Origin of the sequence: Streptomyces sp. AM 2-1-1, assembly GCF_029167645.1 — a bacterium.
GTDB lineage: Bacteria > Actinomycetota > Actinomycetes > Streptomycetales > Streptomycetaceae > Streptomyces.
The window spans coordinates 1,948,201-1,967,174 of the sequence record NZ_CP119147.1 but is presented as its reverse complement, the minus strand read 5'-3'; the positions used below and the strand labels follow the sequence as shown (position 1 = coordinate 1,967,174).

The following is an 18,974-nucleotide window of genomic DNA, read 5'->3' as shown; positions in this document are numbered from 1 at the left end:
GATGCCTCCTGACCGCGGCGAGCCGTGCCGGTCAGCCGCGCGCGACCTCGAAGTGGTCGATGCGGGCACCCGACTCGGCGAGCGCGGTGACCTTCATCCTCGGGTGCGGGCCCACCGTGACCTCCACCGCGAGGAACGAGTAGCCGGTGTAGCGCACCCGGGACCACTCCACGGTCTCCGCCGCGTGCACCCCGCCCCTGGCCACGTAGTACGTGTCCACGCTCTCCTGGTCCCTGACGTGACCCTCGTAGGTGTCGGGGGCCGGGAAGTCGTAGAGCGACTTGCCCGCGCCGCCCGCCGTGACGTAGACGATGCCGTCACGGGTCGGGTCCGTGCGCTCGCCGATCGGCACCGTGCGGGCGACCGTGTTCCTCAGGATCGCGTCCGTGCGCTCGTAGACGTGGTTGTGGCCGTTGATCACCAGGTCCACCTGGTGCTTCTCGAAGAGCGGCACCCATGCCTCGCGGACCCCGCCCTCGGAGGCGTGCGCGTTGGTGGTCGAGAAGGCGCAGTGGTGGAAGAAGACCACGACGAAGTCGACGTCCTCGCGGGCGCGCAGCTCGCCGAGACGGCGGTCCAGCCACTTGGTCTGCCGGCCCGCGCTGATGCCGAGGTTGGCCGGGATCTCGTTCGAGACGTCGTTGGCGTCCAGGGCGACGACACCGACGTTGCCGTGGACGAACGAGTACGCGCCCGGCAGGCCGACCGGATCCGGGCCGTTGTCCGGCAGCGACCAGCGGGCGTTCTGGCCGCCGTAGCCGTCGGGGGAGTACCAGGCCTCCATGTCGTGGTTGCCGGTGGTCACCATCCACGGCACCGTCTTCGCGACGGTCTCCGTCTGGGCGAGGAACTGGTCCCAGGTGCGCGCGTCGTAGACGTCGGTCTCCCGGCCCTGGCCCGAGGGGTCGGCGTAGCAGATGTCGCCGGCGTGCAGGTGGAAGGCCGGGTTCTGACCGAGCAGCAACTGGTCGTTGCCGAGGGCGTGGTAGCTGACGCCCTGGTCGCCGAAGGCCGTGAAGGTGAAGTTCTCGGCGCGCGAGGGCGCGGTGGTGAATGTGCCGAGCGTGCCCAGGTTGCGGGTGTCCGCCGGGTCGAAGCCGTCGTGCCCGACGCCGTAGTAGTACGTCGTGCCCGGCCGCAGCCGCTCCAGACCCGCGTGCACGTAGAACTGCTCGGCGGCGGAGATCGCGCCGTTGTTCAGCGACGGCGTGGAGAGCCGGCGCACCTCGGCGTCGATGCGGCGGCTCAGCGACCACGGCTTGAGACCGATGCGGACGTAGGGGCGCTTGACGGCGAAGGGGACCTGCCACGAGACGCTCATCTGCGTCTTCGGGTCGGCGCCGTAGGCGAGGTGGCGGCCGAACGGGGCCACCAGCGACCCGTCCACCCGCGTGGTGGAGCGCGAGGTGAGCACGGTCGGGGAGCCCGGCGCGGCAGGGTGGGCGGCGGCCGGCGAGGCGGTGAGGAGGCCGGTGCCCAGACCCGCGCCGGTGACGGCGGCGGTCGCCACGCTGGTACGCAGCACGCCGCGGCGCGTCAGCCTGGTGCGGAGATACTCGTGTTGCTCCGCCATGCTCATGCGGGCGGCGAGCTTCTCGGGGATGCCGAAGCGGGGGATGTCCATGGCCAGAACATCTACTTTCCGGGTGTCCCGATCCCCATCGACAGGTGAACGCCACGCGTACAGCTCACCATCTGTCCGTATAGTGGACGGTGTGTGTCATGAGATGGGACGCGTGGATAAGCTGCCGTCATGTCTCGCAGCATCAATCTCGCAGTGATCCCCGGTGACGGAATCGGCCAGGAAGTCGTTGCCCAGGGCCTCAAGGTCCTCAACGCCGTCCTCCCGCAGGACGTGAAGCTGGAGACCAAGGAGTACGACCTCGGCGCCCAGCGCTGGCACCGCACGGGTGAAACCCTCCCCGACGCGGAGCTCGCCTCCCTCAAGGACCACGACGCCATCCTGCTCGGCGCGATCGGCGACCCCTCGGTCCCGTCCGGCGTGCTGGAGCGCGGGCTCCTGCTGAAGCTGCGCTTCGCCTTCGACCACTTCATCAACCTGAGGCCGTCGAAGCTCTTCCCGAACACCGCCACCCCGCTGGCCGGCCGCCCCGACATCGACTTCGTCGTCGTGCGGGAGGGCACCGAGGGCCCGTACACCGGCAACGGCGGCTCGCTGCGCACCGGTACGCCCGCCGAGGTCGCCACCGAGGTCAGCGTCAACACCGCGTACGGTGTCGAGCGCGTCGTCCGCGACGCCTTCGACCGCGCCGCCGCCCGCCCCCGCAAGAAGCTGACGCTGGTCCACAAGAACAACGTCCTCGTCTACGCCGGGCACCTGTGGAAGAACACCTTCGACAAGGTCGCGGCCGAGTACCCCCAGGTCACCACCGACTACCTGCACGTCGACGCGGCGACGATCTTCTTCGTCACGCAGCCGGAGCGCTTCGACGTCATCGTCACCGACAACCTCTTCGGCGACATCCTCACCGACCTCGCCGCCGCCGTCACCGGTGGCATCGGCCTGGCCGCCTCCGGCAACATCAACCCGACCGGCGCCTTCCCGTCGATGTTCGAGCCGGTCCACGGCTCGGCCCCCGACATCGCCGGCCAGGGCAAGGCCGACCCCACGGCCACGATCCTCTCCGTCGCCCTTCTGCTGCGTCACCTCGGCCACGAGACCGAGGCCGCGCGCATCGAGGACGCTGTCTCCGCCGACCTGGCGGAGCGCGACGGGAAGACCCGCACCACCGACGAGATCGGCGACGCGCTCGCGGTACGCGTAGCAGGCTGACCCGACGACTCTCCAGGAAGCCGCCGGGTCGCGAAAGCGCCCGGCGGCTTCTTCACGTGCGGCCCCGGGTGCCACCCTCGATCCGGGACCGCACTCCCGCCGCGTTTCGTGCCCGGCCCTCCCCGCGTGATAATCGAACGTGGGGCCGCGGCTCATGGCACTGCTCGGACGTCCTCGCGTCTGCTCGCACCTGCGGGCGGGGATGGGCGGGAGCACGGTCCCTCACACACAGATACGGTGAAGGACACGCACTCATGACGACGCCCACGATCGAGCTCAAGCCCACCTCGTCCCCGCTGTCCGACGCGGAGCGCGAGGCGATCCTCGCCGCCCCCGGATTCGGCCGCCACTTCTCCGACCACATGGTCACCATCCGGTGGACCGAGGGCCGCGGCTGGCACGACGCTCAGCTCGTCCCGTACGCCCCCCTCTCCCTCGATCCGGCGACCATGGTGCTGCACTACGCCCAGGAGATCTTCGAGGGACTGAAGGCGTACCGGCAGCCCGACGGCACCGTCGCCACCTTCCGCCCCGAGGCCAACGCCAAGCGCTTCCAGCGCTCCGCCCACCGCCTCGGCATGCCCGAGCTCCCGGTGGAGACCTTCATCGAAGCCTGTGACGTGCTGGTCCAGACGGACAAGGCATGGGTCCCGGCACACGGCGGCGAGGAGTCCTTCTACCTCCGCCCGTTCATGATCGCCACCGAGGTCGGCCTGGGCGTGAAGCCGGCCAACGAGTACCTCTTCCTCGTCATCGGCTCCCCGGCCGGCGCCTACTTCCCCGGCGGGGTGAAGCCGGTCTCCATCTGGCTCTCCGAGGACCGCGTCCGCGCCGTCCCCGGTGGCATGGGCGACGCCAAGACCGGCGGCAACTACGCCGCGTCCCTGCTCGCCCAGGCCGAGGCCACCGCCAGGGGCTGCGACCAGGTCGCCTACCTCGACGCCGTGGAGCACAAGTGGGTGGAGGAACTCGGCGGGATGAACCTCTACTTCGTGTACGAGGACCGCATCGTCACCCCCGCCCTCACCGGCTCCCTCCTCGCCGGCGTCACCCGTGACTCCCTCCTCACCGTCGCCCGCGACCTCGGTTACGGCTCCGAGGAAGGCCGCGTCTCCATCGACCAGTGGCGCGAGGACAGCGCGAACGGCACCCTCAAGGAGGTCTTCGCCTGCGGCACGGCTGCCGTGATCACCCCCGTCGGCACGGTGAAGTCGGCCGGTGGCGAGTGGGTCCAGGGCGACGGCACCCCCGGCGAGGTCACCATGAGGCTCCGCGAGCGCCTCCTCGACATCCAGCGCGGCACCACCGAGGACACCCACGGCTGGATGCACCCGCTGGGCGACTGACGCCCGAGGACGGGGCTGCGTACGACTCACCGCGCACCGAGGCCGCACCCGGGAGTTCGCCGGGTGCGGCCTCCGTGTGCGCGGGTTGTGTCCGAAAAGCTCGTCGCGACGGCTCGGGCCGTTCGGAGGCGGGTGGTGGTGCGTGCGGACGCGCGGCGGGGGCACCCGGGTCGCGGCGGGCGACGACGTGGCCCACGGGGGGAGCGCGTACGGATCCCCTACGCCTCCCGCTCCCCCCGCACCAGGTCCGCCAACTCGCCGAGCGAGCCGACCGACCAGTCCGCGGTCGCCCGGACCGCCGGGTCGTCGGCCCACCAGTGGCCCCAGGGCCCGCGCCGCAGGTGGGCGGTGCGCAGGCCGGCGGCGTGGGCGGGGAAGACGTCGTTGGCCGGGTGGTCGCCGACGTACAGGGTGTGTTCGGCACGGGTACCGGACACGCCGAGGACACGGGCGAAGAAGGCGGGGTCCGGTTTGGCCGCGCCCCACTCCTCGGACATCACGACGAGGTCGGCGGGCAGCCCCAGCGCCCGCAGCAGCTCACCGGCGCGGGCGGTCTGGTTGCCGGCGACGACGACCCGGACGCCGAGTTCACGGAGGCCGCCCAGGGTCGGGCGGACGTCCGGATAGAGGTCCGACTCGTCGAGGTACTCGCCCCGTCCCGCCGCCTCCCGGGCCCGCCACTCGGCATCGACGTCGAGGCCCGGGCGGGCGAGGCGCAGCGCGTCGGAGTTGTCGCGGCCCTGGGTCACCACCGCCCCCACCAGGGCGCTCAGGGTGTGCCGCGGGATGTCCAGCCACCGTGCCCAGGCGCCCCAGTAGCGGTTGTCGTTGGTCAGCGTCTCGCCGACGTCGAAGACGATGGTCTCGATCATCGGGCCGACCCTACTGGGCGGGCCCGGCGGCGGGAGCGGCCCCCCCGCCGCACCCGCCTCCTGTTTCACCCGGGCCGCGTCGGGCAGGCGCGGACTGCAGGCACTGCCGAGGTGACCTACGTTGGCAGTGCAAGGTTCGTCCATCCGAGGAGGCCCCGTGACTGACGGAAGCAAGGACAAGGTCAAGGGCAAGGCCAAGGAAGCCATGGGCAAGATGACCGGTAACCGCGGCAAGGTCGCCGAGGGCAAGGCGGACCAGGCCAAGGGCGCGGCGAAGGACGCCGTGGGCGATGCCCGCAGGAACCTCCGCGACACCTCCGGCCCGAAGGACCCGCTGATCACCGACGACGAGTGACGTGCCAGCCCCCCACGAAGGGCCCCCGCCTTTTCCGGGCGGGGGCCCGTCGTCGGCCAGGGCCCGGAGCCGGCGCACCGGGCCGGGTGGACGGAGCGGGCGGCAAGCCCGGGGCGGGCCGGACCCGCGCCCGCGCGGGACCGGACGCGGGGAGGCGGCGGGAGCCCCGCGAAGGACGGTCCCCAGGAGACGTGAGTCACGACCGCATTCTGAGACGGGCCCGTCACGGAGGCGGTGCTGTGCCAGACTGCTGCCGTGTCCTCGTTGTCCACGATTATTGGCAGCAGGCGCGCCGGTCCGCAGTGACCGTCCCGTACCACCACGTACGGCACGGCCACCGTGCCTCAGACCCGCGCGCAGACCTCTCGCACCCGCGAGGGGTTTTTTCGTTTTCCGGCCCCCACCCAGGCCGGGGCGGGGTGCGCGAGATCATGGGGGCAAGTGGAGCCCGATCGTCCGGATCCACTCATCCGACAGGAGTCGCATCAGCATGACCACCAAGGCCACCGCCACCGACGACAGTTTCCATGTCTTCGACACCACCCTGCGCGACGGTGCACAGCGTGAAGGCATCAACCTGACGGTCGCCGACAAGCTGACCATCGCCCGGCACCTGGACGACTTCGGCGTCGGCTTCATCGAGGGCGGCTGGCCCGGCGCCAACCCCCGGGACACCGAGTTCTTCGCCCGCGCCCAGCAGGAGATCACCTTCGCCCACGCCCAACTGGTGGCGTTCGGCGCGACCCGCCGGGCCGGCGGCAAGGCCGCCCAGGACCCGCAGGTCAAGGCGCTGCTCGACTCCGGTGCTCCGGTGATCACGCTGGTCGCCAAGTCCCACGACCGGCACGTCGAACTCGCCCTGCGCACCACCCTGGACGAGAACCTGGAGATGGTCCGCGACACCGTCTCCCACCTGCGCGAGCAGGGCCGCCGGGTCTTCGTCGACTGCGAGCACTTCTTCGACGGGTACCGCGCCAACCCCGAGTACGCGAAGGCCGTCGTCCGCGCCGCCTCCGAGGCCGGCGCCGACGTCGTCATCCTCTGCGACACCAACGGCGGGATGCTCCCCGCCCAGGTCCAGGCCGTCGTGGCCACCGTCCTCGCCGACACCGGCGCCCGTCTCGGCATCCACGCCCAGGACGACACCGGCTGCGCCGTCGCCAACACCCTGGCGGCCGTCGACGCGGGCGCGACCCACGTCCAGTGCACCGCCAACGGCTACGGCGAACGCGTCGGCAACGCCAACCTCTTCCCGGTCGTCGCCGCCCTGGAACTGAAGTACGGCAAGACGGTGCTGCCCGAGGGAGCGCTCGGCGAGATGACCCGCATCTCCCACGCCATCGCCGAGGTGGTCAACCTGACGCCCTCCACGCATCAGCCGTACGTGGGAGTTTCCGCCTTCGCCCACAAGGCCGGGCTGCACGCCTCCGCGATCAAGGTCGATCCCGACCTCTACCAGCACATCGACCCCGCCCTGGTCGGCAACAGCATGCGGATGCTCGTCTCCGACATGGCGGGGCGCGCCTCCATCGAGCTGAAGGGCAAGGAGCTCGGCATCGACCTCGGTGGCGACCGCGAGCTGGTCGGCCGCGTCGTCGAGCGGGTCAAGGAGCGCGAGCTGAAGGGCTACACCTACGAGGCGGCCGACGCCTCCTTCGAACTCCTGCTGCGCGGCGAGGTCGACGGCCGCCCGCCCCGCTACTTCCGCACCGAATCGTGGCGGGCCATCGTCGAGGACCGCCCCGACGGGGTGCACGCCAACGAGGCGACCGTGAAGCTCTGGGCCAAGGGCGAGCGGCTCGTCGCCACCGCCGAGGGCAACGGACCCGTCAACGCCCTCGACCGGGCGCTGCGGGTGGCCCTGGAGAGGATCTACCCGCAGCTCGCGAAGCTGGAGCTGGTCGACTACAAGGTCCGCATCCTGGAGGGGCGCACCGGCACCGAGTCCACCACCCGCGTACTGATCACCACGGGCGACGGAACCGGTGAGTGGTCGACCGTCGGTGTCGCGGAGAACGTGATCGCCGCGTCCTGGCAGGCGCTGGAGGACGCGTACGCCTACGGTCTGCTGCGCGCCGGGATCGAGCCGACGGAGTAGGAGCCGGCGGCGGCCGTCCCGCGGACCGCGGGACGGCCGCCGCCGTCACCGCGGAACTACTGCAGCCGCCACTTCTGGTTGGCGGCCCCGGTGCAGCTCCAGATCTGGGCGCGCGCCCCGTTGGCGGTCGAGGCGTCCGTGACGTCCAGGCACTTGTTCGCCGCCGTGTTCACCACGTCCCCGGTGGTGGCGTTGTACGTCCAGCGCTGCGCGCCCGTGCCGTTGCAGGTGTAGAGCTGGACCTTCGCGCCGTCGGCGGTCGATGCCGAGGTCACGTCCAGGCAGGCGCCGAGGGCGCGGATCGTGCCGTCGGCCTGGACCGTCCAGCGCTGGGCCGCCGAGCCGTTGCAGTCGTAGAGCTGGACCGCCGTGCCGTCCGCCGCGCTGCCGTTCGCCGCGTCCAGGCACTTGCCGCCGGTGCCGGTGAACGCCCCGGAGGTGCCGGGCGTACCGCCGGTGCCGGACTGGGTGCCGGACCAGGTGAAGGTGGCCGAGGTACGCGCGGGCAGCGAGTAGCCGAAGGTCGAGCCGCCCCAGTTGACGGTGAGCTGCTGGGCCGAGGAGCCGCCGTTGTAGGCGATCAGCGCCTTGGAGCCGTCGGTGTTGCGCCAGGCGACGTTGGGAATCGCGGAGCTGGCGGTGGACGCGATGCGGGAGGCACCCGGGCGTACGAACTTCGTCAGGTGGCCCATCGTGTAGTACTCGACGGTGTAGTCCACCTGCCCGCTCCTGCTGTCACCGTTGTGGACCGTGATCAGACCGTCGCAGGTGCCGCAACCGCCGTTGTGCGGGCCCCGGTTCTGGTCCACCGCGAGCGACCACTTGGTGACCGACTTCGCCCAGTTGCGGGTGTAGTCGATGATGTTGAGCATGTCCTCGCGCTGCTGGTCGGCGATCCAGGTGCCGCCCGAGTGCTCGGTCTGGAACGCGTCCGTCGTGGGGTACTGGTTGTGCACCGCGGTCTGCTTGGCGATGTCCCCGCCGTAGCCGTGCCAGGCGATCCCGCCGAAGTTGGGGTGGCTGCGCACCGCGGCGTCGTCCACGGTCGGCGCGGCGTACGCGTCGTAGGTGTCCCAGTTCCAGTCGTGCGCCAGCACCTTGGTGGAGAGCCCCGCCGCCTGGAGCTTCGGCAGCAGCTCGCTCTTGGTGAAGTAGGCGAGCCCCGATCCGTTCCAGCTCATCGAGGGGTAACCCGAGCAGCAGGTCGGCTCGTTCTGCGCGGTGACGTACTGAACCGGGACGCCCTGGGCCTGGTACGCCTGGAGGTACTTCACGAAGTAGTCGGCGTACGTGCCGTAGTTCTCGGCCTTCAGCCAGCCGCCGTTGAGCTGCCCGCTGTCCTTCATCCAGGCCGGGGCGGTCCAGGGCGAGGCCATCGTGGTGAGGGCCGGGTTGAGCTGCTTCGCCTGCTTGGTCAGCGGCAGGACGTCCGCGAGGTCGTGCGCCACCGAGAACTTCGCCAGCGTGGGATCGGTCTGCCCGGCGGGGAGGTCGTCGTAGGTGTACCCCGTCCTCGCCAGGTCCGAACCGCCCATCGGGTTGCGGACGAACGAGAGCCCGATGCCCTCGGTCGGCGAGAAGAGCTTCTTCATCGTGGCGTCCCGGGTCGCGTCGCTCAGCGCCCCGCTGCTCTTCATCAGCCAGGCCGCGGTGTCCGTGAAGGACGCGCCGCCGCCGGTGAACGTCTGGTACCGGGTGTTCTCGTCGACCGTCACCGTGGTGCCCGCGCTCCCGCTGCCGGCGGTGAAGGCGACCGGGGTCTGGGCCTGGAGGCCGCGGGTGACATGGCGGCCGCCGGAGTCGTCGGTGGTGGTCAGGACGATGGAGACACTCTCGCCGGCCGCCTGCGCGGCGGGCGCGGTGATGCCGGCGAGGCCGGCGGCGGCGAGTGCGGTCGCCAGGGCCGCCGCGGCGGTTCTGCTCGATCGGATCATGGGGGAATTGCCCTTCTTCGGGACTTCTTCGGAACGTCTCGGAGACTTCTTCGGCACGGAGTGGGGCGTTGCCGTCGATCGAGGCGTGAGTGAACTGCCCCCGCGGGGCCCCGTCAAGAGGGAGCGTGCGTACAAGAAGTGAAGTCACAAGTGCCGCCGCCTGCTTGGCAGATGGGCATGGATCAATGTCGGTGTGAAGTATTGACGCCTCTGCTGCGGCGGAGTTAACTCCAGCCGCGACGCCGGTACCGGTTCCGGGACCGGTACCGCCGACCGGCCGCCCCGGTGGCCGGCGCTCCGCGCCCTCGTCGTGTCCACCGGAAGGGCGACCGCCACGCCGGTGGCGAAACGTCCCGTACGCCATGTTCCACCCAGGTTCCGCCGTGTCAGGGAGGTTCCGTTGCGCGTCACCATCGCCGATGTGGCCCGGGCCGCCGGAGTCAGTAAGACCACCGTGTCGCGGGTGCTCAACACCAAGGCGGACGTGGACCGTTCCACCGCCTCGCGCGTTCGTGAAGTGATCGCGCACCTCGGCTACGTGCCCAGCTCCGGCGCGGTCGGCCTGGCCCGGGGCAGCAGCCGCACGGTGGGCATGCTGGTGCCCTCGTTGACGTGGTCCTGGATGGGCGAGGTCCTCCAGGGCGTGGTGGACACCGTCGAGGCGGCCGAGTACGGCCTGCTGCTCTTCACGTGCAACCGGGGTGCCGAGTCCGTCCGCCGTTTCACCACCCAGGTGTCGGCCCGCGCCTTCGACGGACTCGTGGTCGTGGAACCCGAGAACACCCTCGGCCACCTCACCGCGTTCCACCGCAGCGGCCTGCCGATCGTGCTCATCGACGACCGGGGCCACCACCCCGAGTTCCCCTCGGTCGCGACCACCAACCACGAGGGCGCCGCGAGCGCGGCCCGGCACCTGCACGCCGACGGGCGCACCCGCCCGCTCGTCCTCACCGGGCCCGCGCACTACGGCTGCGTACGCGAACGGCTCGACGGGTTCCGGTCGGTGCTGCCGGACGCCCGCGTCGTCCGGGGCGACTTCACCGAACGCGGCGGCGAACGCGCCATGGCCGAAGTCCTCGACGCGGGGATCCCGTTCGACTCCGTCTTCGCGCACAACGACGTCACCGCCACCGGCGCCCTGAGAGCGCTCCACGCCGCCGGCCGGCGGGTGCCGGACGACGTCGCCGTCATCGGCTTCGACGACATCCCGATGGCCGCGCACACCGCACCCCCCCTGACCACCGTCCGCCAGCCCACCCGCGCGATGGGGGAGACGGCGGCCCGGATGCTCCTCGCCCACCTCGGCGGCACCCCCGCCCCGGACGAACCCGTCGTGCTCCCCACCGAACTGGTGGTCCGCCGCTCGGCGCCCTGACCCCGTCCCGGTGCCGGCGGCTTCGGACAGCCGCCCGCACCGGGACCCACCCACCCCCGCGGGATCCCCCACGCACCGCCGCCCCACCCCGCACCCCCCGCCCGGACCGCTGCCGGACCCGCGCAGCCGAGACGAGAGAAGAGCCACCATGCCAGCTACCCGACACCGAAGAGGATCGGCCCGGGCCCTCCTCGCCGCCGTCACGGTTCTCGCCGGACTGATCACGGCAGCCGTCCCCGCGGCCGCGGACGACCCCGCACCGGTGCTCGTCGACCGGTTCGAGGGCGAGGTCCCCCTCGGCGCCCCGCCCGCCGACTCGATCTTCACCTGGGGCTCGGACGCCGACGACCAGCCGAAGCTCGCCCTCACCGAACGCGCCGACGCCCCCGAGGGCTCCAAGGTCCTCGAAGGCACCTACGACATCAGCGGCTGGGGCGGCCTGAGCCACGAGTTCGCCGTCGACCAGGCCCCCCAGAACTGGAGCGCCCACAAGGGCATCCGCTTCTGGTGGTACGGGCAGAACAAGGCTCCGCTGCCCCCCGGCTCCGGCAAGAAGATCAACTTCGAGATCAAGGACGGCGGCGCCCACGGCGGCGCGTCCGAGCTGTGGACCATGTCCTTCACCGACGACTGGGAGGGGTGGCACCAGGTCGAGGTCCCGTTCGCGGACTTCGTCTACCGCGGCGACTACCAGCCCGTCGGCGGCATCGACCACATCCTCGGCCTGGACAGGATGTGGGGCTACGCCCTCACCCTGCCGACCGGCGCCCCCGGCTCCTTCGCCATCGACGGCATGGAGCTCTACGGCAAGGCCGACCCGGCACTGAAGGCGAGCGTCTCGACCGACGCCGCCGTGCACCCGGTGGACAACGGCGGCGCCGCGACGTTTCGCCTCACCCTCTCCACCACCGGCGGCCTGCCGATCGAGGAGCCCGTCACCGTCGCCTACACCACGCAGGGCGGCACCGCGGTGGCCGGCACCGACTACACCCCGGTCACCGGCACCTACACCTTCCCGGCGGGCACCGCCTCCGGCGCCACCCACAACGTCGTGGTGACCACGAAGAAGGCGAGGAAGGCGGCCGAGGCCCGGACGGTGCCGCTCGCCCTCACCGTCACCGGCGCGAAGACCCCGGCGGAGAACCCGCAGGTCGTCATCAACGCCCACGGGCTGCCGTACCAGAACGCCAAGCTCCCGGTGAAGCAGCGCGTCGCCGACCTGCTGTCCCGGCTCTCGCCCGCCGAGAAGGCCGGCCAGATGACGCAGGCCGAGCGCAACGCGCTGCGCACCCCCGGCGACATCGCCTCCTACGACCTCGGCTCGCTGCTCTCCGGCGGCGGTTCGGTCCCCACGCCCAACACCCCCGAGGCGTGGGCGTCGATGATCGACTCGTACCAACTGCGCGCCCAGGCGACCCGCTTCCAGATCCCGCTGATCTACGGCGTGGACGCGGTGCACGGCCACAACAACGTCATCGGGTCGACGATCATGCCGCACAACATCGGCATCGGCGCCACCCGCGACCCGGTGACCGCCCAGAAGACCGGCGCGGTCACCGCGAACGAGGTCCGCGCCACCGGCATCCCGTGGGACTTCGCCCCCTGCCTCTGCGTCACCCGTGACGAGCGCTGGGGCCGGTCCTACGAGGCGTACGGCGAGGACCCGGCACTCGTCGAGTCCATGGAGACCGTGATCCAGGGCATGCAGGGCGCCGCCTCCGGCAACGACCTGGACCGCAACGACAAGGTGCTCGCCAGCGCGAAGCACTTCGTCGGCGACGGCGGCACCGAGTTCGGCTCCTCCACCACCGGTGCGTACACGATCGACCAGGGCGTCACCAAGGTCACCCGCGAAGAGCTGGAGGCGGTGCACCTCGCGCCGTTCCAGGAGGCGGTGGACCGCGGTGTCGGTACCGTCATGCCGTCGTACTCCTCCCTCGACATCCTGGGCGACGACCAGGGTCCGGTGAAGATGCACGCCAACGCCGAGATGATCAACGGCGTCCTCAAGGACCGGATGGGATTCGACGGCTTCGTCATCAGCGACTGGCAGGCCATCGACCAGATCCCCGGTGACTACGCCAGCGACGTGCGCACCTCGGTCAACGCCGGTCTCGACATGATCATGGTGCCGACCGCGTACCAGGACTTCACCACGACGCTCAAGGGCGAGGTCACCGCCGGCCGCATCAGCCAGGCCCGGATCGACGACGCGGTGTCCCGCATCCTGACCCAGAAGTTCAAGCTGGGTCTCTTCGAGGAGCCGTACGCGGACACCTCGAACATCGACGACATCGGCTCCGCCGGCCACCGCGCGGTGGCCCGCGAAGCGGCCGCCAAGTCCCAGGTGCTGCTCAAGAACGACGGCGCCGTCCTCCCGCTGAAGGCGGACCAGAAGGTCTACGTCGCCGGCTCCAACGCCGACAACATCGGCAACCAGGCAGGTGGCTGGACCGTCAGCTGGCAGGGCTCCTCCGGCGACATCACCGAGGGCACCACCATCCTGGAGGGGATGAGGAAGGACTCCTCCTCGGTCACCTACTCCCAGGACGCCTCCGCCCCCACCGACGGCTACGACGTGGGAGTGGTCGTCGTCGGCGAGACCCCCTACGCCGAGGGCATCGGGGACGTCGGCAACGGCAACGACCTGGAGCTGACGGCCGCCGACAAGGCCGCCGTCGACAAGGTCTGCGCCGCGATGAAGTGCGCCGTCCTGATCGTCTCCGGCCGCCCTCAGCTCATCGGTGACCGCCTCGGCGCCATCGACTCCCTGGTCGCCTCCTGGCTGCCGGGCACCGAGGGCGACGGCGTGGCCGACGTGCTCTACGGCAAGCGCGCCTTCACCGGACAGCTGCCCGTCACCTGGCCGAAGTCCGAGAGCCAGCTGCCCATCAACGTGGGCGACGCGGCCTACGACCCGCAGTTCCCCTTCGGCTGGGGCCTCACCACCCTCAAGAAGGCGCCCGCGGGCGGCGAAGCCACGCTGACCGCCCTCGCGGTGGCCGCCCAGATCGCGGAGAAGCTCCACCTCGGCACCACCCCGGCGGGCAAGGCGATCGTGGATCAGGCCCGTCTGCTGGTCCAGCAGAAGACCGGTGGGAAGCCGACGGCGGCGGTCTCCAAGCCGTTCGCCGAAGCCGACCACCTGCTGCTCACCGGTGACCTCACCGGCGCGGTGGCCAAGCTGCGGGCGGCCTACCGGGCCGCCTGACCCCGCGGTAGGACGCGTACGGGGGTGTGCCCGGGCGGAGATTCAGCGCCCGGGCACACCCCTGTGCGGGTTCCGCCCCGGTTCCGGTCCCGCCCGGTCCCGGCTGTTCCCGCCCGTTCCCGCCCGTGGCGACGCGCGGGACGAGCCTTCCGGAGTAGCGTGAAGTATGCGAAAAAGTCAGGTATTCGCATTTCTGGCCGGCCTGCTGCTGGCCCTCGCCACCGTGCTGTCGGCCCTCGCCCCCGCCGCGACGGCGTCGCCCGCCCGCGCGCCGGACGCCACCGTCGCGGACGCGGCCCGGGCCCTGCGCGAGGACCCGGTCTACGTGGATCCGGGCGCCCGCGACCAGCTCTCCACCCGGCAGGAGAAGGCACTCGAAGACCGGATCACCGATGCCGACAAGCCGGTCCTCGTCGCCGTCCTCCCGAACACCCCCGCCTTCCCCGAGGAGGGCCTCCTCGCCACGCTGCGCGCCGACACCGGCATCACCGGGGTGTACGCCGTCCGCCTCGGTGACGGATTCGACGCCGGCGCGGACCCGCGGGTGATGCCGGTCCGCGCGGTCGACAACCTCACCGCCTCGGTGAAGGCCCCCGCCGCCGACACCTCCACCGACGCCCAGCTCGACGCCTTCGTCGACAGCGCGCTCGAACAGGCCAAGGGCACCGCCCCCGCCTCCTGGTCCGGCCAGGAGAACGGCTCCGCGGCCCCCGGGTCCGCCGGTACCGGACTGCTCGTCCTCGCCGGCGTCGCCGTCGCGGGGAGCGCCGGAGCGTACGCGGTCCTGCGCCGCAACCGACGGCGGGCCCGCGCGGAGGAACGCGCCGCGCTCGACAAGCTCCGGGTCGTCGTCGACGAGGACATCACCGCCTACGGCGAGACCCTGGAGCGGCTCGACTTCCACCCCGCCGAGGCCGGCGCCGACGAGGCCATGCGCGCCGACTACGAACGCGCTCTCGACTCCTACGAGAGCGCCAAGTCCCGCATGGGCAGGGCCGAACGTCCCGCCGACGTCCGTCCCGTCACCCAGGCCCTGGAGGACGGCCGCTACTCCCTCGCCGTGCTGGAGGCCCGCCGCACCGGATCCCCCCTGCCCGACCGGCGGCCCCCCTGCTTCTTCGACCCGCGCCACGGCCCCTCGGTCGCCGACGCGCGGTGGCGTCCGGCCGGCGGCTCGCCCCGCGAGGTCCCGGTCTGCGCCGCCGACCGGACGCGGCTGGCGGACGGCGAGGACCCCGAGGGCCGCACCGTGGACGTGGGCTCCGGCCGCCGTCGCCCGTACTGGGAGGCCGGGCCGGCCTACGGCCCCTGGGCCGGCGGTTACTTCGGCGGCGGGCTGCTCCCCGGCCTGCTGGTCGGCACGATGCTCGGCTCGATGCTCTCCACGCCCGCCTACGCGGCCGAGTACGGCGGCGGTGACTTCGGCTCGGGCGGTGACTGGTCCGGCGGCGACGTCTCCGGCTCCGACTTCGACTCCTCCGGCTTCGGCGGGTTCGGCGACGGGGGCGGGTTCGGCGACGGGGGCGGCTTCGGCGGCGGCGGTGGTTTCGACGGGGGCGGCGGGTTCTGACCGGCCCTCCCGGCCGCACGCCCGCGTCTCTTTTGCCGTTCCGGCAAACGAACTTGTCGCACCGGCTGCGCGGGCGCACCATCTCCGTCGAAGGAGGTGGTGCACCATGAACGACTCGACACAGGGGCACGACCGGTACGACGTGGTGGTGGTCGGCGGCGGGGCAGCCGGACTGAGCGGGGCTCTGACGTTGTCCCGGGCACGGCGGTCGGTGCTGGTGATCGACGCGGGCCGGCCGCGGAACGCGCCCGCGGCGCACGCCCACAACTACCTGGGCCGGGAGGGCGTTCCGCCGCTGGAGCTGCTGGCGGACGGCCGGGCCGAGGCGGCCGCGTACGGCGCGCGGATCATCCCGGGCGAGGTGGCGGCGGCCCGGCCCCTGCGGGACGGGGGGTTCCGGGTGGAACGCACGGACGGCACGGCGGTCGAGGCGCGCAGGCTCCTCGTCACCACCGGCCTCGTGGACGAACTCCCCACCGTCCCGGGCCTGGCCGAGCAGTGGGGCACCGGGGTGCTGCACTGTCCGTACTGCCACGGCTGGGAGGTGCGGAACCGGCCCGTCGGCGTCCTGGCCACCGGTCCGACGGCCGTGCACCAGGCATTGCTGTGGCGGCAGTGGACCGACGACGTGACGCTCTTCCGCCACCTCGCGGACGAGTTCGGCGACGAGGCGTACGAACAGCTCGCGGCGCGGGGCATCGCCGTGGTGGACGGCGAGGTGGCGGGGATCGCGACACGGGACGGCCGGCTCACCGGGGTCCGGCTGGCTTCCGGCAGGGTGGTGCCGCGCGAGGCCCTCGCCGTCCAGACCCGCTTCACCGCACGCTCCGGCGTACTGGAGAGCCTCGGGCTGGAGCCCACCGCCATGGAGATGGCCGGACAGGTCCTGGGGACCTACATCGCCGCCGACCCGACGGGCGCCACCGAGGTGCCCGGGGTGTGGGTGGCGGGCAACGTCGCCAACCTGATGGAACAGGTGATCGGCTCCGCCGCGGCCGGGCTGAAGGCAGCCGCCGCGATCAACGCGGATCTCGTCGTCGAAGACACCCGCCGCGCGGTGGAAGACCGCCGCTCGGCCACGAACGCCCAGGAGACCGTATGACCGACGACAGCACCGCGCCCACCGCGGCCGGGACGCGTACCGCCGCGCAGATGTGGGACGACCGCTACCGCGAGAGCGACCGGATCTGGAGCGGGAACCCCAACACCGTGCTCGTGCGCGAGGTGGCGGACCTGGAGCCGGGGCGCGCGCTGGACCTGGGGTGCGGGGAGGGCGCCGACGCCGTCTGGCTGGCCCGCCGGGGCTGGCGGGTCACCGCGACCGACCTCTCCCGGGTGGCGCTGGAGCGGGCGGCCGGCCACGCGGCAGACGCCGGGGTCGCCGACCGGATCGACTGGCAGTGGCACGACCTGGGAGCGACCTTCCCCGAGGGGGAGTTCGACCTGGTGTCGGCGCAGTTCCTGCACTCCATGGGGGACCTGCCGAGGGAGCGCATCCTGCGGCGGGCGGCCGTCGCCGTCGCGCCCGGTGGGATCCTGCTGGTCGTGGGCCACGCGGGCTTCCCGCACTGGGAGAAGAACCCGGACCCCACGGTGGCCTTCCCGACGCCCGAGGAGGTGCTGGCGTCACTGGAACCGGCGCCGGGGGAGTGGGAGGTGCTCCTCAGCGGTGAGCACGAGCGGGTGCAGAACGACCCCGACGGCAACCCCACCAACCGTACGGACAACGCGCTGAAGGTCCGGCGCAGGGGGTGACCCCCGTCCGGGGGCGCCCGGGGCCCGGACCCCGGAGACGGTCTCCCGGCCGCGTGACGCGCGAGCGCCCGCCCCGGTCTCCCCGGCGGGGGAGGGTGGGGCGGGCGCGCTCGGGTGCCGCTCGGATCAGGCGGCGGCCTTGATCGCGGAGATGTCGAAGGTCAGCTTGACCTTGTCGCTGACCATCACGCCACCGGTCTCCAGGGCGGCGTTCCAGGTGAGGCCCCAGTCGGAGCGGAGGATGGTCGCCGAGCCCTCGAAACCGACGCGCTCGTTGCCGTAGACGTCGGTGGCCGAGCCGTTGAACTCCAGGTCGATGGAGAGCGGGCGGGTCACGTCCTTGATGGTGAGATCGCCGGTGACGCGGTAGTCGTCGCCACCGAGCTGCTCGGCGCCGGTGGAACGGAACGTCATCAGCGGGAAGGCTTCGGCGTCGAAGAAGTCGCCGCTGCGCAGGTGGCCGTCACGGTCGGCGATGCCGGTGTCGATGCTGGCGATCCTGACGTCGATGGAGGCGGTGGAGTGGTGCGGGTCGGTGCCGTTCAGCACCAGGGTGCCCTCGTGCTCACCGAAGGAGCCGCGCACGTTCGTCACCATGGCGTGGCGCACCGTGAAACCGATGCTGCTGTGGGCCGGGTCGATCGTGTACGTGCCGGTCAGGGCGGCGAGCGCGGGGTCCACGGCGGGCTTCTCGGCGACAGCGGTGGTGGTGGCGGCGACCGGCTTGCGGTTGAACAGAGCCATGGCTCCTCCTCGGGAGACGTGTGCGGCGGAGTCGAAGGCCCTGGGTTGTTCAACCTTCAACGAGTTTGACTGTAGCCCCGTTTAGTTCAAAGTTCAACATCAAGCGTCCGGTCTCTTCCCTCCCGCCCCGGGGAGCCTCTCCGATCCGCCGGCGCCGGGCGCGCCGCCACCGGCGGATCCGCCGTTCTCCGGTATTCATCGCGTCGCCACGGACGCGGTCTGGCGGACGCGCGTAGAACTCGGGCACTATCGCCCTAGCCGCTCCCGCGACGCCCCTCGAACCCCACCCCCCACGCCGTCGCGGGCGACTGTCCGAAAGTTGTCATGAGCAGGAGGAATCCCCCATGTTGAACCGCCCCAGGCTCCGCTCCGCACTCACCGCCCTCGCCCTCGTGCTGGGCGCCCTCTTCGCGCCGGGGGTCGGTGTCCTCGGCGGCGCCACCGACGCGCACGCCGCCACCAAGCTCACCCACGCCCAGGCCACCGCCCGGTTCAGCTCGTCCGGGATCACCTGGTCGTCCTCGGGCGGCTGTTCCAACCGGAACGTCGCGACGTGCACCTCCTTCGACCAGCTCAACCTGGCCACCGCCCAGGGCGCCCAGACCCTGAAGAGCGCCACCGGCTGCGCCCTCAACATCACCGGCGGGACGGAGACGGGTCATGCGGGCGGCACCTACTCGCACTGGAACGGCTACAAGCTCGACTTCGCGAAGAACACCTGCCTGAACAACTACGTCACCGGCACCTTCACCTACATCGGGCTCCGCGGTGACGGGTACGCCCAGTACCAGGCGGCCTCCGGCAACCTCTACGTCAACGAGGGCAACCACTGGGACGTGACGTACTACAACTGCGGCGGCTGCTGACGCCTCGGCCTCCCACCTGCGCGTGTGCCCCCTCTCCCACCGTGGGAGAGGGGG

The 18,974-nt window shown here is 71.8% G+C and carries 14 protein-coding genes; 10 read left to right on the top strand and 4 right to left on the bottom strand.

All coding sequences use genetic code 11. The features are described from left to right. Nucleotides 1-31: 31 nt before the first annotated feature. Nucleotides 32-1,624 carry a metallophosphoesterase family protein gene (locus PZB77_RS08250; protein WP_275491911.1) on the bottom strand — a complete coding sequence of 531 codons (1,593 nt, stop codon included), beginning with the start codon at nt 1,622-1,624 and terminating at the stop codon, nt 32-34. A 129-nt stretch (nt 1,625-1,753) separates the two neighbouring features. On the opposite strand from PZB77_RS08250, the gene PZB77_RS08245 reads away from it, so the two are divergent. Then, complete coding sequence (locus PZB77_RS08245; RefSeq protein ID WP_275491910.1) at nt 1,754-2,794, top strand: 3-isopropylmalate dehydrogenase; 1,041 nt, start codon at nt 1,754-1,756, stop codon at nt 2,792-2,794. Between the two features lie 254 nt (nt 2,795-3,048). Further along, nucleotides 3,049-4,140, top strand: a complete 1,092-nt coding sequence (locus PZB77_RS08240) for a branched-chain amino acid aminotransferase (RefSeq protein ID WP_275491909.1) — start codon at nt 3,049-3,051, stop codon at nt 4,138-4,140. A gap of 218 nt (nt 4,141-4,358) precedes the next feature. Here the strand turns inward: PZB77_RS08240 and PZB77_RS08235 are convergent, their stop codons facing one another. After that, entirely contained in the window at nt 4,359-5,012 is a 654-nt protein-coding gene (locus PZB77_RS08235; protein WP_275491908.1) for an HAD family hydrolase, read from the bottom strand. 157 nt (nt 5,013-5,169) lie between these two features. Here PZB77_RS08235 and PZB77_RS08230 point away from each other — a divergent pair, with 157 nt between their 5' ends. Together PZB77_RS08230 and cimA are read left to right on the top strand one after the other, a co-directional pair. Further along, the gene (locus PZB77_RS08230; protein ID WP_275491907.1) at nt 5,170-5,367 is read left to right on the top strand and encodes a CsbD family protein; all 198 of its coding nucleotides are present in this window, start codon (nt 5,170-5,172) and stop codon (nt 5,365-5,367) included. A gap of 490 nt (nt 5,368-5,857) precedes the next feature. After that, nucleotides 5,858-7,465, top strand: coding sequence for a citramalate synthase (gene cimA, locus PZB77_RS08225; protein WP_275491906.1), 1,608 nt, complete (start codon nt 5,858-5,860; stop codon nt 7,463-7,465). A gap of 56 nt (nt 7,466-7,521) precedes the next feature. On the opposite strand, the gene PZB77_RS08220 is transcribed toward cimA, so the two are convergent. Continuing rightward, nucleotides 7,522-9,399 carry a lectin gene (locus PZB77_RS08220; protein WP_275491905.1) on the bottom strand — a complete coding sequence of 626 codons (1,878 nt, stop codon included), beginning with the start codon at nt 9,397-9,399 and terminating at the stop codon, nt 7,522-7,524. Nucleotides 9,400-9,799: 400 nt separating this feature from the next. Here PZB77_RS08220 and PZB77_RS08215 point away from each other — a divergent pair, with 400 nt between their 5' ends. The 5 genes from PZB77_RS08215 to PZB77_RS08195 all read left to right on the top strand — a co-directional run bounded on the left by PZB77_RS08215 (nt 9,800) and on the right by PZB77_RS08195 (nt 17,310). After that, nucleotides 9,800-10,774: a LacI family DNA-binding transcriptional regulator gene (locus PZB77_RS08215; protein ID WP_275491904.1), complete on the top strand. Its 975-nt coding sequence runs from the start codon at nt 9,800-9,802 to the stop codon at nt 10,772-10,774. Nucleotides 10,775-10,922: 148 nt separating this feature from the next. After that, a complete protein-coding gene (locus PZB77_RS08210) occupies nt 10,923-13,985 on the top strand; it encodes a glycoside hydrolase family 3 N-terminal domain-containing protein (protein ID WP_275491903.1) in 3,063 nt (1,020 codons plus the stop codon). Between the two features lie 166 nt (nt 13,986-14,151). Then, nucleotides 14,152-15,555, top strand: a complete 1,404-nt coding sequence (locus tag PZB77_RS08205; RefSeq protein WP_275491902.1) for a hypothetical protein — start codon at nt 14,152-14,154, stop codon at nt 15,553-15,555. Nucleotides 15,556-15,661: 106 nt separating this feature from the next. Continuing rightward, nucleotides 15,662-16,657 (top strand): NAD(P)/FAD-dependent oxidoreductase, encoded by a 996-nt coding sequence (locus PZB77_RS08200; RefSeq protein WP_275491901.1) that lies wholly within the window; start codon nt 15,662-15,664, stop codon nt 16,655-16,657. Next, nucleotides 16,654-17,310, top strand: coding sequence for a class I SAM-dependent methyltransferase (locus tag PZB77_RS08195; protein ID WP_275491900.1), 657 nt, complete (start codon nt 16,654-16,656; stop codon nt 17,308-17,310). Before PZB77_RS08200 ends, PZB77_RS08195 begins: the two co-directional genes overlap by 4 nt. A 126-nt stretch (nt 17,311-17,436) precedes the next feature. Here the strand turns inward: PZB77_RS08195 and PZB77_RS08190 are convergent, their stop codons facing one another. After that, nucleotides 17,437-18,054: a YceI family protein gene (locus PZB77_RS08190; protein ID WP_275491899.1), complete on the bottom strand. Its 618-nt coding sequence runs from the start codon at nt 18,052-18,054 to the stop codon at nt 17,437-17,439. Nucleotides 18,055-18,398: 344 nt separating this feature from the next. On the opposite strand from PZB77_RS08190, the gene PZB77_RS08185 reads away from it, so the two are divergent. Then, entirely contained in the window at nt 18,399-18,920 is a 522-nt protein-coding gene (locus tag PZB77_RS08185) for a hypothetical protein (RefSeq protein ID WP_275491898.1), read from the top strand. The last annotated feature ends 54 nt before the right edge of the window (nt 18,921-18,974 follow it).

What these genes read in the sequence shown, in the direction of transcription:
- PZB77_RS08250 (WP_275491911.1), bottom strand. Translation starts at nt 1,624, where the DNA reads ATGGACATCCCCCGCTTCGGCATCCCCGAGAAGCTCGCCGCCCGCATG.
- PZB77_RS08235 (WP_275491908.1), bottom strand. Translation starts at nt 5,012, where the DNA reads ATGATCGAGACCATCGTCTTCGACGTCGGCGAGACGCTGACCAACGAC.
- PZB77_RS08245 (WP_275491910.1), top strand. Translation starts at nt 1,754, where the DNA reads ATGTCTCGCAGCATCAATCTCGCAGTGATCCCCGGTGACGGAATCGGC.
- PZB77_RS08195 (WP_275491900.1), top strand. Translation starts at nt 16,654, where the DNA reads ATGACCGACGACAGCACCGCGCCCACCGCGGCCGGGACGCGTACCGCC.
- PZB77_RS08200 (WP_275491901.1), top strand. Translation starts at nt 15,662, where the DNA reads ATGAACGACTCGACACAGGGGCACGACCGGTACGACGTGGTGGTGGTC.
- PZB77_RS08220 (WP_275491905.1), bottom strand. Translation starts at nt 9,399, where the DNA reads ATGATCCGATCGAGCAGAACCGCCGCGGCGGCCCTGGCGACCGCACTC.
- PZB77_RS08240 (WP_275491909.1), top strand. Translation starts at nt 3,049, where the DNA reads ATGACGACGCCCACGATCGAGCTCAAGCCCACCTCGTCCCCGCTGTCC.
- PZB77_RS08185 (WP_275491898.1), top strand. Translation starts at nt 18,399, where the DNA reads ATGTTGAACCGCCCCAGGCTCCGCTCCGCACTCACCGCCCTCGCCCTC.
- cimA (WP_275491906.1), top strand. Translation starts at nt 5,858, where the DNA reads ATGACCACCAAGGCCACCGCCACCGACGACAGTTTCCATGTCTTCGAC.
- PZB77_RS08205 (WP_275491902.1), top strand. Translation starts at nt 14,152, where the DNA reads ATGCGAAAAAGTCAGGTATTCGCATTTCTGGCCGGCCTGCTGCTGGCC.
- PZB77_RS08190 (WP_275491899.1), bottom strand. Translation starts at nt 18,054, where the DNA reads ATGGCTCTGTTCAACCGCAAGCCGGTCGCCGCCACCACCACCGCTGTC.
- PZB77_RS08210 (WP_275491903.1), top strand. Translation starts at nt 10,923, where the DNA reads ATGCCAGCTACCCGACACCGAAGAGGATCGGCCCGGGCCCTCCTCGCC.